The organism is Methanobrevibacter sp. (assembly GCF_045611865.1).
In the GTDB taxonomy this organism is placed as follows: Archaea; Methanobacteriota; Methanobacteria; order Methanobacteriales; family Methanobacteriaceae; genus Methanocatella.
Window position 1 is genome coordinate 26,380 of record NZ_JAZKXX010000077.1, and the last position, 14,506, is coordinate 40,885.

Consider the following 14,506-nt stretch of genomic DNA (forward strand, 5'->3'; position numbering starts at 1 on the left):
CTTTAATTTATTGAAGTTAGTAATTAAAAAAATTTACTGTTAATGGAAAAATTGAGATGAAAAAATTATAAATCATAATATTCTAAATATATTTAATATTGAAAAATTAATGAGGCAAAACATGTATTGGAACGAAGAAATAGAAACAATGCCAAGGCAGGACCTTGAAGAATTGCAGTTAAAAAAGCTTCAAAGTACTGTCAAAAGAGCATTTAATGAAATTCCTTATTATAATAAGAAATACAGTGAAGCAGAAGTCTATCCTGAAGATATAGAAACTCTAAAAGACATCGAAAAACTTCCATTCATAACAAAAGATGACCTAAGGGAAAGCTATCCGTTCGGACTTTTTGCAGTTGACATATCCGAAATCAAAGAACTACACTCATCATCAGGAACCACCGGAAAACCAGTAGTATCAGGCTATACCAAAAAAGACCTTGATACATGGGCTGAAACAATAGCACGTGGACTCACCATGATGGGAATTGGTGAAAACGATATCATCCAAAACACACATGGATACGGACTGTTTACCGGAGGATTTGGTGTCCACTACGGATCACATAAAATCGGAGCTGCAATCATACCGATTTCAACAGGACAAACCAGAAGACAAGTCGAAATCATGAGCGATTTTGGAAGTACCTGTTTAATATTCACCCCTTCATACGGAATCCACCTTGGTGAAATAGCTCTTGAAGATGGAATCGACCCAAAAGAGTTAGGCCTTAAAGCAATTGGATTTGGAGCTGAAGGATGGACTGAAGAGATGAGGGATAGAATCGAACAAATCTTCGGTGCCAAAGCATACAACATTTATGGACTAACAGAACTCATGGGACCTGGTGTCGGAGTGGAATGCTGCGCCCAAAAAGGCCTCCACATTGCAGAAGACATCTACTATCCGGAAATCATTGACCCTAACACAGGCAAAGTAATCGGAGCAGAAAAACCAGGAGAACTTGTCCTAACCAACCTACAGCGTGAAGGAATGCCAGTAATAAGATTCAGGACAAAGGATTTAACCAAACTCACCTATGAAAAATGTGAATGCGGAAGAACCCATGCAAGAATGAGTAGAATCACAGGCAGATCTGACGACATGATTAAAGTTAAAGGAGTAGCTGTTTTCCCATCACAAATCGAAAAAGCACTGCTTAAGGCAGGTGATGTAGAGCCTCATTATATGATAATAGTTACAAGACCTGGAACTTTAGATGAAATCGAAGTCAAAGTGGAAGCGTCACAGGACATCTTCTTTGATGGCGTGAAAGAAATGATGGCAATCCAAGATAAAATCGGCAAATACATAGAAAATGAAACTGGAATCAGAGTAAAAGTAACTCTTGTTGAACCGAAAACTCTGCCAAGATTTGAAGGAAAGGCAAAAAGAGTAATAGATAAGAGAAACTTACATTAGGTGATAGGGATGAAAATCAAACAATTATCAATATTTTTACAAAACAGAATGGGAAGCTTATCAAAACCACTGGAAGTGCTTACCGATGCCGATGTTAATATAAGAGCAATGTGTATGGCAGACACTTCAGAATTCGGAATTTTAAGACTCGTTGTAGACAATCCCGAAAAGGGAAAAGAGGCCCTGGAAGAAAACAACTTCCTTGTTAAGATTACAGAAATCATTGGTGTTGAAATGAATGATGCACCAGGCGGACTTACAAGCGTTTTAAAAATCATTAAGGATAACGAAATCGATTTGGAATATTTATACGCATTTACACATGAAAAAGCCGGAAAGGCAATATTGCTGCTCCATGCAGACGACATTGATGGATTGATATCTGCCTTAAAGAAAAATGATATCGTTATAGTAAGTGCTGAAGAAGTTTACAATTTGTAAACTTCAATCTTATTTTTTTATTAAAATTTATTTATAAACTCTAAAATAGCATCAACACACTGTTTCTGTTGACTTTCAGGAGAAATGCTGGCTACACCATCCCCTTCTTGAGTACCATAATAAGCAAATTGCTCGTGATTTGCCCCTTCTATTACAACTTCAGTAAAATTAGCCATTAAGGATTTTGACTCATCATACTTATTTACGTTCAATACTTTATCTTGAGTTCCATAAATTGAGAGAACAGGTTTATTGATTTCATCTGTTGGATAAGAAGCAAATAGGATTAATCCGTCACCATTACCCGTGCTGTTCACATATGAAGATGCAACCAAACCACCAAGAGAATGGCCTGAAAGGTAGTAATGTGTGTAATTGGATGAATCAATAATTGAATCTGCACTGTCCTGGCCGAAAAATGCAATATTGAATGGCATTTCCACAAGATAGCAGTCCACACCTTGACTTGCAAGATCTACAAACATAGGCAGGTATGATGTATATTCAACCTTTGCCCCAGGATAGAATATCAATGCATTATCAGAACCAGGACCGTCCAAGAACAATCCATTATCTATTTTTGAAACAGTAACATTAGAAGTTCCGTTCAAATAATCAGTTGCAGTACTCTCTGCATGATAATAATCAGTGAAATAATATGTTGCATAGCCAACTACAAGCAGAATGACTATTATTATAGCAATTTTAATCTTCTTGTTCATAATCCCTAAAAAAATAGAAAATGTGGATGGTTATTTTTCAATAACGTATCCATGGTTTTGTGCTTTTGTTACAAATACAGTACCTTTTTCTCCAATGATTTCTTTGGTTTTTTCTACGATATCTGCATTTGACTCATCAAATATTGTGTACAATACCGGTCCGAATGAACTGATACCCACACCATATGCGCCAGCCTTTTCAATAGCTTTCATAGTAGGCAAGTAAGTTGCGTCAAGTGAATGCTCAAGTTTATTGAATCCAACATCCTGAAGTCTGCTTACAGCCCATCCGAAGTTTTTGATATCTTTTTCAAGCATGAACGGAATGAGATTCATTAAAATCAAGTGGGATACCTGTTCCACTTCCTCTTTTGGAATAGGACAATATGTCTGGAACACATCAACTTCGTCGTCTCCTTCCATGTGGGTTTCGATTTCAGGAATTGCAATTAGGATATTCCATTCTTCAGGAAAATCATATCTTGCAATCAGTGTTGCAGGTTTTGCCTTTGAAGCACCTGAAGGTAAGAATAATGGTTTTTCCTCTTTACTGTGACCGCCATCTACAATGAATCCGCCTAAATCGTGGGTGTATGTTCCAATTCCAGAGGTTCCTCCCCTTCCTACAATGGTACTTAATTCTTTACTTTCAACTTCGATTCCCATTGTTTCTGTTATCAAGTGAGCTGTTGAAACTGCAATCTGTGTTCCACTTCCAAATCCGGAATGTGGAGGATATGTTTGATGTACGGTAAATTTAAAACCAGAATCAATGTTAAAATGTTCAATTGTCTTTTGAGCTGCATCAGGAATTTTTTCTTCACATTCTGCTATAGCTTCTGTATCTGTTACTGTGTCTGCAAATTCAAGTACGATGCCGCTTTCAGTCTGCTCGATTTCAAGTACAAACTGTGGGTCAGCTAGTGCCAAACCGATTCCACCATCGACTCTTCTATATGACCCATTTAAATCAATGAGGGACATATGTATTCTTGCAGGTGCTCTGATAATCATTTTTTCACTTCCATTTAATTAAATAAACAATTAATTTTTTGATTGCAATATATAATAAATGTTATTATATTTAATCAAATAAACTTTATAAAAAATAAAAAGTATTTTATATATCATATTACAATAATAATAACTATGGATATCAAAACTTATATTCCTAAATCGAATGAAATCGATGTAACAATAGCACTAGTATACCTTACACTAATATTGCCATTGATATTTACATTGATTTATGCATTCTAAAACCTTTGAGAACACTGTTCTCATTTTCCCTTTTTTTAAAAACTAAGACCATCAACCGAATTAATCAGTTTCAAAGCCAAATCATAACTTACATCAATCGGCTCAAAGGAATAGCATTCATAGACGATTGTCGGAATGCCTGCAGCAGATGTCGGCTCGGTAATGAATGGAGGACTTGATCTAAACTCCGGAGCATAATACATGATTTCAGGAATATCTGCTAAAATAGCATTCATCAGTTCAGTTGACCTGTCATCAAAGCCCGGTGCAAAGACAAAGTTGGTTATCCTATAGTCACCCGGACCATTAGCTCCCCTATTGGAGTGGATATCCAAAAACAAATCGTATTTTTCATCAATAATGTGCGGTGCTACAAACTCCTGAGCCAATAGCTGGCCTTCATCACGCCCCTCACTGGGAGATGTCTTATTTGAAACATTGATGTTATAGACATAATAACAGTATTTCAAATCCTTTTTAGAAGTCAGCTTGTCGAACAGTGCCCTGTGGGATTTGCTCTCAAGAGGATGCATACCAATCAGATAGGCTATTTTAACATTTGACTCAAGATTTCCGAAAGGACCGTGAATATGTACACTTCCCAAATCATTTTCACCCAATAGTTCAGAGTCAAAATCAGTTGAATCAACCTGAGCAAGACTTGTAGGCTCATCTGGATAGTTCATATAAACACCAAAAAAAATAAGTATGTGACTAGAATTTAATCTAGTCAGCGGAAGGTGCACGTGCACCCAATTCTTTGTTCAATTCGTAAATTAATCTGTTGTCGCCATCGGCGAGTTTGATTTTAGCAACCAATTCCATTGCGTTTTCCTCTTCTTCAACTTGTTCTTCAACAAACCATTGCAAGAAGTTGTTGGTTGCGTGATCTTTTTCTTCAATAGCCAAGTTGACCAAATCGTTGATAAGGCCGGTAACTTTTCTTTCATGTTCAAGAACATGTTCGAATGCAGCTACAGGAGAATCCCATTCGGTTTGAGGACCTTCAATAGCGGTTAAAGTTACAGAAGCGCCTCTTCTTATGATGTAGTCATAGAATTTCATTCCGTGTTCTAATTCTTCTTCAGCTTGTACTCTCATCCAATTTGCAAAACCTGCAAGGTCTTCATCTTCAAAGTAAGCTGCCATGGATAAGTACAAGTATCCTGAGTAGACTTCAGCATTTAATTGACCGTTTAAAGCTTTTTCCATATTTTCAGATACCATTAAATATCACCATAATAAACTATGTAAATAATTTCTTATATAGTTTAAGCAAAAAAAGAGAAAATTAATTATAAAGAGATGGAAAAAACCATCTCATTTAACCAATACAATGAAAAATGAAAATTAAAAAACTTTCATTAATCAAGAAACACACTTGGTGTGTGATTAAATATATTTAACTAACTATTATTTAAACTATTCTATTCATAAATCATTTAAAACTTAAAATATCCTACGAAATTAAGTCAAAAATATGATATGAAAACAATTTTTCAATATTACATCAATAAAATAGTAATAAACAAATAAAATTAATTTTAAAGCATTAATAAATATGTATAAATAAAATAAACAACATATATTGTTGAAAAGAGATTTAAAACCTAATAACCATTATGATGAAAATATGTTAATTAAACAACAAGTAATTAAAAAAGAGGTGTTGCCAATGGCGAACCTATTATGGGTTTTATGTCTTTTTATTAAGACATTTATTGGGTTTTTAAAATTACTTTGGCTTAGGCTAAAGTAATGGAATGAGTCTTGATGAACTTTGTATAATTTTTTAAAGAAGAGGTGAAAACTCAATGAATGGTGTTTAGATTACTTTTCATAGTCAAGCTAATCCAAAAAACCCAACATAATACAACGCCATCACCTCTTTCAAAATCAATTAATTTATAAAATTTCAAAACCAATTATTATCCATGATAGAAAAATCAATTTACGAAGATTACCAAATCGATTTCAGCGACACATACACAAGTGATGACGCTTATTACTTAATTTTTAACAATGAAAGAGAATTATACCTGACAAAGGACAATACAATACCAACAGAAGTTATAAAGAGTAATATTGATTTCAAATTATATATAGGAAAATACAAAGGTAAAGACACTTTTGTCGTTAATGTCAACACCAACAATTCATTTTTTGATTTAAAAGAAATTTATGGCATTGATAAGGACATCTATTTAATGGCAACAAGAGCAGTTTTGGTGCGTGACTGGTATATCTCCAACCAATTTTGTGGCAGGTGTGCAACCAAGACCGTGTTAGATGAAAAGGACATGATGTTAAAATGCCCTTCATGTGGTCAAATGCACTATCCTCGTATCGCTCCTGCAATTATTGTGGCAGTTAGAAAAGGTGATGAATTGCTCATGGCAAAACACAGCTACCACAATACCGACAGATATGCACTTGTTGCAGGTTTTGTTGAAATGGGTGAAAGCATTGAAGAAACCGTCCACAGAGAAGTGGCTGAAGAAATAGGCATTAAAATTAAAAACCTCAAATATCAAAAAAGCCAATCCTGGCCGTTTCCTAATTCACTGATGCTTGGATTTACAGCAGAGTATGACTCCAGTGAAATAAAAGTGGATGGTGAGGAGATAGTAGATGCAAAATGGTTTAAAAAGGATGAAATTACAAGATATGACTCAGACATCAGCATATCCGACTGGCTGATACAGTCATTCATTGATGATGCTTAATGCAGTCACTCCTGCCTTAAGCCTTCCCAAACCTTCCTTCAATAGCTTTTGAGGGCATGCTATGTTCATTCTCAAGAAATTGTCACCGCTTTTACCAAAGTCAATTCCGGCAGACAAGAATAGTCCTTGATTTTCACGCAAAAATCCGGAAAGAACCTTTGAAGGAACACTCAAAGCAGAGCAGTCAAGCCACAAGAGATAAGTTGCATCGCATTCTATTAATTTTATAATCGGCAATTCATTGGCCAAATAATCCTTGACAATCAGCTTGTTTTCATATAGAACTTCCCTTAGTTCTTCCAACCATTCTTCTGACTCATCATATGCTGCAGTTACTGCAGTTGTGGCAAAAACATTGCATGAATCGGAATTATCAACATGCATCTGAGTCTTGATTTTTAACAACAACTCGGAATTTGTGGTGTGAACGATTGAACTTTGAAAACCGGCAATGTTGAATGATTTTGAAGGAGATAGACAAGTTATTACTTTTTCATAGCTGCTTGATGTTTCAAAGGGATTGTATTTAACACCAGGATCTGTCAGGTCACAGTGAATCTCATCAGAAATCAGAATGACATCATGTTTTTGGCACAAATCACCAATCTTTGCCAGGTCATCACAGGACCATATTTTACCGACTGGATTGTGTGGATTGCACAATATCATCATTTTAACTTCGGATAATTTCTCATCCAAATCATCAAAATCAATATAATAGACACCATCCTCATATATCAACTCGTTTTCTACAACATTACGATTATTGTCTTCGATTACATAGAAAAACACGTGATAAACAGGAGTCTGAATCAGAATATTGTCTCCGACATCGGTCAAGCACCTAATCATGGATGAAATGGAAGGCATTACACCTGTTGCATAAAGCATGTCTTTTCGTGACATTTCAAAATCATATCTGCGTTTCCACCAATTTATGTAAGAGCCAAACAATGAGTCCTGAACAATACTATAACCGTAAACCGGATGCTCTACCCTTTTTTGTATTGCATTTTCGATTTGCGGTGCAACCCTGAAGTCCATATCAGCCACCCACATCGGCAAATCGTCATCAAACAAATCCCATTTAAGTGAATTGGTACCCTTTCTTTCAATTATACTGTCAAAATCATATTTCATTTAATTCCACCCTTTTCGACATATTATAAATAATAGATTACTTATATATAAAATATAGCTTAAACAAACGGAGGTGGCATGATGGCTTTTGAAAAAACCTCAGGGATAATTACAATAATTATTGGTTTGATATTCATATTGTTCCCAATGTTTTCAACAGAACTCATCTCAATTATCGTGGGACTCAGTCTACTGTTCTTTGGTATTTCAACAATATTTTTGGGCTCCAACATAAGGCATGCAAATCAAACAGTGGGTATGGTTGAAATCATAGTCGGGATAATTGCAGTGATATTCGGATTCATATTCATATTCTATATCGATGCATTACCATTCCTTATAGGCATACAATTCTATCTTGTAGGATTTATAATGGTCCTGTTTGGAATAAGCGGATTGATATCCGGAATTACTACTTTTTCCAAATTTACATCAATACTTGTTTTAATTATGGGTATCATTGCATTTGCCCTAGGTATCTTTGCAATGGACCAACCAATCTATATTGCAATAATTATAGGTATTGTTTTAATCATTGAAGGAATAGCCTTAATCTTATCTGATTAGGGTAAAACTCCTTTTTTCTTTTTTAAAAAAATGTTTAAAAACATTAGTATTACTTAATTTTATATATTATTAAATACAAATATTATAAATGCTAAATACAGTTTTATTTAACTTAATTGGTGAAATTTATGGTTAAAATATCAGTTATCGTTCCATGCTATAATGTAGAAGAATATCTTGAGGAATGTCTCGACAGCATCATAAATCAGACATTAGAAGACATTGAAATAATCTGCATTGATGACGGGTCAACTGATAATACACCGGAAATATTAAAATCCTATGCAAACAAGGACAACCGCATAAAACTAATTCTACAGCCAAACAGTGGACTTTCAGCTTCCAGGAATGTGGGTTTGGATAACTCTTGCGGTGAATACATCTGCTTTATAGATTCAGACGATTACCTTGAATTGACTGCACTTGAGGAAACCTACAAAATCGCAACCAAAAAATCCCTGGACTTTTTGATTTTTAAGATAATCAATTTTGACGATGAAACCAGAAAAAAGCAAAGGGTCAGATATTTCGACATGCCCTACCTAAAAAGGATTGTCAAAAACAAGGTATTTCATTATAAGAAAATATCAGAGATTGTCTTTCAGCTTGCAGTAACAGCAACCGGAAAACTATACAACCACGAATTCATTAAAGACATGCGTTTTCCCGAAGGCCTACTTTTTGAAGACAACGTATTTTATGCGCAAACCATGTTCAGTGCAAAAAGGATGTATTTTTATGATAAATACCTGTACAACAGACGCGTGAGATCAGATTCCATCACACAGGTTTCAACTCCCAGATACGCTGAGTACATAGAGATTTTCAATATGGTGTGTGACATTACAGCCAAAATCACCAAAAACCCTTTTTATATAAGAAAATCCTATAATTTCAAAATCAAGAACCTTTTCAACAATTTCCATGCACTTAACGAAGAGCATAAGCCTGGATTCTTCAAAAAAATGAAAGAGGATTTCATAAACCATAAGGATGAATACTATGTTGATGAGGAGTTCCAGAATCTGGACGACAAGGCCAAATTCATTTTCAACTGCATTTTTGAGTGTGAAAAATACAAGGAATATGAACTTAAGGTTCTAAATAACAATTACATGTTGAATAATGATAAGCTAACCAACGAAAACTCACAGTTAAAACAGGAAGTCAATAAGATTACCCGATTCAATAATGATATCCTTAACTCAACTAGCTGGAAAATAACAAAGCCTATAAGGAAAATAACTAACATGTTCAGGGGTTAAAAATGGTAAAGATTTCAATAATAATGCCGGTTTACAATGCAGAGAATTACATAAAGGAAACATTAAACAGCATTGTTAATCAGACATTTCAGGATTTTGAACTCATCTGTATTGACGACGGATCCATTGACGATTCATTAAATATTTTAAATGAATATGCCGACTGGCGCATCAAAGTTATCTCACAGGAAAACAAGGGAGTCGGAGCAACCAGAAACCGTGGGCTTAAGGAAAGCAGCGGGGACTATGTATTCTTCATGGACTCCGATGATCAGATTCATCCAATGTTTCTTGAAAAGGTTTACAAAAACCTTACAGACAATGACTCAGATATCGTATTGTATAAAATCGGCAACATCGAAAATGATGAAAAACTTCATATAAACCCTTATAAAATATTTTCAGTGCCAACCAGAAGTATTGACTTTTCCAATTACACATTTAACTATGAATCCGTAAGAAAATACGTGATGAACCTATATTTTGCCCCTTGGATGAAAGTATATAGGAAGGAGTTTCTTGAAAAGTACGATGACTTTACCTTTGACGAAACACTACCTTATGAAGACGTTCTCTTCCACATAAAATCTATATTGAGGGCCCCAAGGATTTCATTCATCCCCGAATATTTATATTACTACAGAACAGACAATCCATCATCACTTTCAAAGGATGAAAGCTCTGATGCTGAGATTTTTAAGGTTATCGAAACCGTCCATGAATTTCTAAAAAAAGAAAGATATCTTGAAGAATTCAAAGACGAATACGAATATTTCAAGGTCAAACAAATCACCACTCACATTAACCAGTCACTTGATGAGGATTACTTTAAAAAAGCAAAATCCACCTTAGATGGAATAGATGTATGTAACAATCCAAAAATCTCAAAAAATATGAAAAAAAGGTTTAAGGTATTCTTTGACTCACTGACAGTTGAAATCTATCAGGAAAACCTTAAACTGGAAGTTCTAAGGCAAATAAATGAGAGACTTAAAAGAATCAACGATGGCTTAAGGGATGAAAATAGAGAGCTCAAAAATGAAAAAAGAAAACAAAAAACTATTAAAAAAGAGCTATTAACTTCCAATAGCTGGAAAATGACAGAGAAATTTAGAAAAATATCCAATTTCAGTTTTAAAGGTTATTTATTAAACAGAAGCGGTAGTTTCCAACACATGAAATCTCAAAATAAAGAATTGCAAAGCGCAAATAAAAAATTAAACTCAAAACTTAAGGAATATGAAAGGGAATGTCCTATATGTGGTTATAAAGGCGTTGACTTCACCCCATATCCTTTAATTACCCATAAAGAAGTTGAATGTCCTAACTGTAAAAGCCATGAACGTCACAGAGCACTTTGGTTATACTTTAAGGACAATCCACAATTGCTTAAAAAGGGAAACAAAATACTTCATTTCGCACCTGAAGTGACATTCAATAAGCTGTTTAAAAGTTGCGATTTGGAATATCATCCAGTAGATATAAGCTCCAAAAATCCCTACATAATTGAACAGTTTGATGTCCAAGACATTCCATATGAGGACAATTATTTTGACGTGATTTACTGCTCACATATTCTTGAACATGTTCCGGATGACAGGAAAGCTATAAGAGAGTTATATCGTGTATTGAAACCTGGTGGAACTGCATTAATTCTAGTTCCGATTAATGGAGTTGCATTTGACATGCCTTTTGACGTTTCAAAAACAGTAGAGGATGAGTCATATGATACTCCGGAGCTTAGGGATAAATATTATGGCCAATTTGACCATGTAAGGCTTTATGGTACCGATTTTAAAGACAGATTGATTGAATGTGGCTTTAAAGTCCAATCCGATGATTACATCAGAAAGTTAGGTTATGAAAAAATAGAAAGATATGCCCTCATCAAAGACGAGAACATTTTTGAATGCAGAAAATAATTGGAAAGTGTGAATGGTCATTCACACCTATTCTTCAAAGCATGACATCTCATTTTCGTTGTATTCAATGTCATGTTCACTGCAGTACTCTTCAATGCGATTTAAAATATCTTCGATATCATCATTTGAGTATTCATTTTTAAAGTAATAAACAATTGGTGTTGCATTGGTGTATACTCCAATTGTTAAGAATTCTTTTGCAAATACTCGTATGATTAAAGTATTGTATATTTGAATGTCTCTTATGATATCGCTTTGAGCTTTTCCAAGTGAAATCTCATTTCCGATTATTTTTACTTCTGAGTCCTTATAGACCTGTTTTAATTTTAGGATCTTATCCTCATCAGTTAAATCGTCTCTTTCAATTTCCATTTCACTTAATTTTTCTTTGAAAAGTTTGGCGTTGTGTAATTTTTCTTGAATTTCAGCCAATTCCTTTTCAAGCTGTTTTTCATCTTCTATTAAAGAGTTTATAAATGCATCACTGCTGTTGTTGAAGTTTTCATACATCTCAAGGACATCCCTTGCAGAGAGGATTGAATGTTTTTTGAAAAACTCCTTTGTATGTGGCTTTACTCGTATGCTTAATGGTTTGAGTTTTTCCTTTCTAGATTTTGTATCGAAAAATTCTTCTGCAAAATCGTTTCCTCTTTTGTGGAATGCATTCATTTTTCTTGTAAACATTCTTTCGAATTCTTCACGAGTCATATCTTCAGGGAAATTGAATTCAAATTCTCCTGGAGTGTATGATCCTCCAAATCTTTCATTTCCGAATACAAATTTTCTTGGGTCATTAGTTCTTTTTTGGTTTGTCATTTTTTCACCCCATAATTTTGTATTACAAAATTGATTTTTGTATACAATATACTATTGAAAAGAAGTAGTATATAAATGTATTCATTTTTAAAAAAAGTATACGAAAAAAATAATGGCCGAATTACTATTAAAGTCAGCCACAATCATAATCCCTTGGACAATTCAGCACCAATCTCAAATGCCTTTTCAATGTCCTTTGGATACTGAAGGACAAGCTGTTTTTCCTTTAGCTCCTGTGAAAACCCGGCCATGTTGTATTTGGAATAGTCACCAACTTGCAAGGTATCACAAACAGGATATGAGATAATTTCACCATTAAGATAGGAAAAAAGAAACTCAATGCTGGATAAACTATCCTTCATGGACTCCTCGTAGAACTCACGAGGTGCATTCATTGTGTAGAATATCCCAACGTTGACCTTGCCTGTGAAATAGCTTGAACCATCATCATAGGACATCAAACAGAAAATCAATCTCTCAAGCAATGCCCGAAACTCACTGGTGGGTTCTCCAAAATAGATTGGAGAGCCTATTAAAAGGGTATCTGCATCCAGAATCTTTTCTATTAATGGGGCGACCTCATCATTGTAATAGCACTTGCCTTTTGGCTTATCCTTAAGTTTACATACAAGACAGCTTCTACAACCCTTAAAAACCAAATCATATAGATTGATAAACTCGGTTTCAGCTCCAACTGACTCCGCACCCTTTTGGGCTGACTCCAGCACTTCAGCAGTATTCCATTTCTTTCTCGGACTGGCATTAATCACAATAGTTTTCATCAAATCACCTAAAAGATGATTAAGTTTATGTGAAAACTAGTATAAAAAAATTAAAAAAAAGGAGTCTGTAAAATTTTATAGGCTTCTTTCAAATTTAATTTTTTACACTTGAAATTTCACTTCGATGAAAATTCGTTCTAATTCTTCTTTAATTACAAAATAAATTGTTAAAAAATAGTAAATTACTTAAATAAGTGAGGACAAATAATAATTTATGACCAAACAAACTAAATCCGTCCTCAATAATAATTTAGACTTCATACAACTTAAACTTTACGATTTTTCTGACGAAAAAATTGATCATAAAAAAATCATTTCAGAAAGACTAAATAAAAACCCAAAAATTGAAAATACAAATCAAAAACTATTTTTAGATGAAAATAATACTTTTAAATATGATAATCCAATTTGCCCAGTTTGTGGAAGCCACAAAATAATCAAAAAAGGCACAATAACAAAAAACAAACAAAATATCAATGAAAACATCATAGAATTCAGAGAACAGCAATATCAATGCAAAAAATGCAACAAAAAATTCGGAATAAGCAACAATCCACTAATAAAAAACAACAAACACTATTTACAAGAAATAATTGATAAAATTCCAGAAATAATGAAAATTGGATATCAATCGCTACGTAAAATAAGTAAATACTTCCAAATATTCCTTGGAATACGAATATCTCACCAAACAATCCGAAATTGGTCAAACCAAAATCACGAAGAAACAATCGCCAATGAGGAATTCGAATATTCTGGCTACTATTTATACGATGAGCAATTTTTAAGACTCAATGGAGTCAGACACTACAGATTAACATTATATGATGCAATACTCAATGTTCCAATCTCAGAAAGAATTGTACGACGCAGAATACCAAAAAACACGAAAAAATTTATCCTCGATTCAACGGCAAATAAACCATTTATTTGCTTAACAACAGATTTATTCCCAATGTATCGTAATGTAGCAGATGAAATAGGAGTAAAACATCAATTATGTACATTTCATTTATTCCAAACAATAAATCACAAATTAAAAGTGTATTGTAGGCGAAATAAGATAAATGGTAAAAAAAGAGATTATATTTACGAAAATGCGCAAGAATTAAAAAATTGCTTCAGACAAAATTCGAAACAAGAAGCAATCGAACAATTTAAACAATATTTAAAGAATTACAGAGCCATTCCAGTCGTATTAAAAGATTTTATAAGAAAACACATTATCAATCACTTCCATAGATACGTAGAACACCTAGATGATGAAAATATAGAAAAAACATCCAATAAAGTCGAAAATTACTACAGACAAACCAATCCAGAAATAATAAAGAAATTATACAAAACTAAAAAAGGAATTCTGACATTTTTAGACTTCCAAATGCAAAATTGGACACAAAAACATATAAAAATCAAATAAGCCTATAAAATTTTACAGACTC

At 33.8% G+C, this 14,506-nt stretch carries 14 protein-coding genes; 7 read left to right on the forward strand and 7 right to left on the reverse strand.

Going from position 1 to position 14,506, the window contains the following annotated elements; genetic code table 11:
- Window positions 1-121: 121 nt before the first annotated feature.
- A complete protein-coding gene (locus ACKI32_RS09685) occupies window positions 122-1,423 on the forward strand; it encodes a phenylacetate--CoA ligase family protein (protein ID WP_407415889.1) in 1,302 nt (433 codons plus the stop codon).
- On the forward strand, window positions 1,424-1,864 hold the full coding sequence (locus ACKI32_RS09690) for an acetolactate synthase (RefSeq protein ID WP_407415891.1): 441 nt from the start codon (window positions 1,424-1,426) through the stop codon (window positions 1,862-1,864).
- A gap of 20 nt (window positions 1,865-1,884) precedes the next feature.
- Here the strand turns inward: ACKI32_RS09690 and ACKI32_RS09695 are convergent, their stop codons facing one another.
- The 4 genes from ACKI32_RS09695 to ACKI32_RS09710 all read right to left on the reverse strand — a co-directional run bounded on the left by ACKI32_RS09695 (window position 1,885) and on the right by ACKI32_RS09710 (window position 5,073).
- Window positions 1,885-2,586 (reverse strand): alpha/beta hydrolase, encoded by a 702-nt coding sequence (locus ACKI32_RS09695; protein WP_407415893.1) that lies wholly within the window; start codon window positions 2,584-2,586, stop codon window positions 1,885-1,887.
- A 30-nt stretch (window positions 2,587-2,616) separates the two neighbouring features.
- On the reverse strand, window positions 2,617-3,600 hold the full coding sequence (locus tag ACKI32_RS09700) for a beta-ribofuranosylaminobenzene 5'-phosphate synthase (RefSeq protein ID WP_407415895.1): 984 nt from the start codon (window positions 3,598-3,600) through the stop codon (window positions 2,617-2,619).
- Between the two features lie 281 nt (window positions 3,601-3,881).
- Window positions 3,882-4,532, reverse strand: a complete 651-nt coding sequence (locus ACKI32_RS09705; protein WP_407415897.1) for an adhesin — start codon at window positions 4,530-4,532, stop codon at window positions 3,882-3,884.
- A 40-nt stretch (window positions 4,533-4,572) separates the two neighbouring features.
- The gene (locus ACKI32_RS09710) at window positions 4,573-5,073 is read right to left on the reverse strand and encodes a ferritin (RefSeq protein ID WP_407415899.1); all 501 of its coding nucleotides are present in this window, start codon (window positions 5,071-5,073) and stop codon (window positions 4,573-4,575) included.
- Window positions 5,074-5,780: 707 nt separating this feature from the next.
- Here ACKI32_RS09710 and nudC point away from each other — a divergent pair.
- On the forward strand, window positions 5,781-6,572 hold the full coding sequence (gene nudC, locus ACKI32_RS09715) for an NAD(+) diphosphatase (RefSeq protein WP_407415901.1): 792 nt from the start codon (window positions 5,781-5,783) through the stop codon (window positions 6,570-6,572).
- Here nudC and ACKI32_RS09720 read toward each other — a convergent pair.
- The gene (locus ACKI32_RS09720; RefSeq protein WP_407415903.1) at window positions 6,552-7,712 is read right to left on the reverse strand and encodes a MalY/PatB family protein; all 1,161 of its coding nucleotides are present in this window, start codon (window positions 7,710-7,712) and stop codon (window positions 6,552-6,554) included. The genes nudC and ACKI32_RS09720 overlap by 21 nt on opposite strands.
- A 78-nt stretch (window positions 7,713-7,790) precedes the next feature.
- Between ACKI32_RS09720 and ACKI32_RS09725 the strand changes: the two genes are divergently transcribed.
- From ACKI32_RS09725 to ACKI32_RS09735, 3 genes are all read left to right on the forward strand, one after another.
- Complete coding sequence (locus ACKI32_RS09725; protein ID WP_407415905.1) at window positions 7,791-8,279, forward strand: DUF308 domain-containing protein; 489 nt, start codon at window positions 7,791-7,793, stop codon at window positions 8,277-8,279.
- A 128-nt stretch (window positions 8,280-8,407) separates the two neighbouring features.
- Window positions 8,408-9,544 carry a glycosyltransferase family 2 protein gene (locus tag ACKI32_RS09730; protein ID WP_407415907.1) on the forward strand — a complete coding sequence of 379 codons (1,137 nt, stop codon included), beginning with the start codon at window positions 8,408-8,410 and terminating at the stop codon, window positions 9,542-9,544.
- Window positions 9,545-9,546: 2 nt separating this feature from the next.
- Window positions 9,547-11,466: a glycosyltransferase gene (locus ACKI32_RS09735; protein WP_407415909.1), complete on the forward strand. Its 1,920-nt coding sequence runs from the start codon at window positions 9,547-9,549 to the stop codon at window positions 11,464-11,466.
- A gap of 27 nt (window positions 11,467-11,493) precedes the next feature.
- Here the strand turns inward: ACKI32_RS09735 and ACKI32_RS09740 are convergent, their stop codons facing one another.
- Together ACKI32_RS09740 and ACKI32_RS09745 are read right to left on the reverse strand one after the other, a co-directional pair.
- Window positions 11,494-12,282, reverse strand: coding sequence for a hypothetical protein (locus ACKI32_RS09740; RefSeq protein ID WP_407415911.1), 789 nt, complete (start codon window positions 12,280-12,282; stop codon window positions 11,494-11,496).
- Window positions 12,283-12,425: 143 nt separating this feature from the next.
- Window positions 12,426-13,064 carry a flavodoxin family protein gene (locus ACKI32_RS09745; protein ID WP_407415913.1) on the reverse strand — a complete coding sequence of 213 codons (639 nt, stop codon included), beginning with the start codon at window positions 13,062-13,064 and terminating at the stop codon, window positions 12,426-12,428.
- Between the two features lie 214 nt (window positions 13,065-13,278).
- On the opposite strand from ACKI32_RS09745, the gene ACKI32_RS09750 reads away from it, so the two are divergent.
- Complete coding sequence (locus tag ACKI32_RS09750) at window positions 13,279-14,484, forward strand: transposase (RefSeq protein WP_407415915.1); 1,206 nt, start codon at window positions 13,279-13,281, stop codon at window positions 14,482-14,484.
- Window positions 14,485-14,506: the final 22 nt, after the last annotated feature.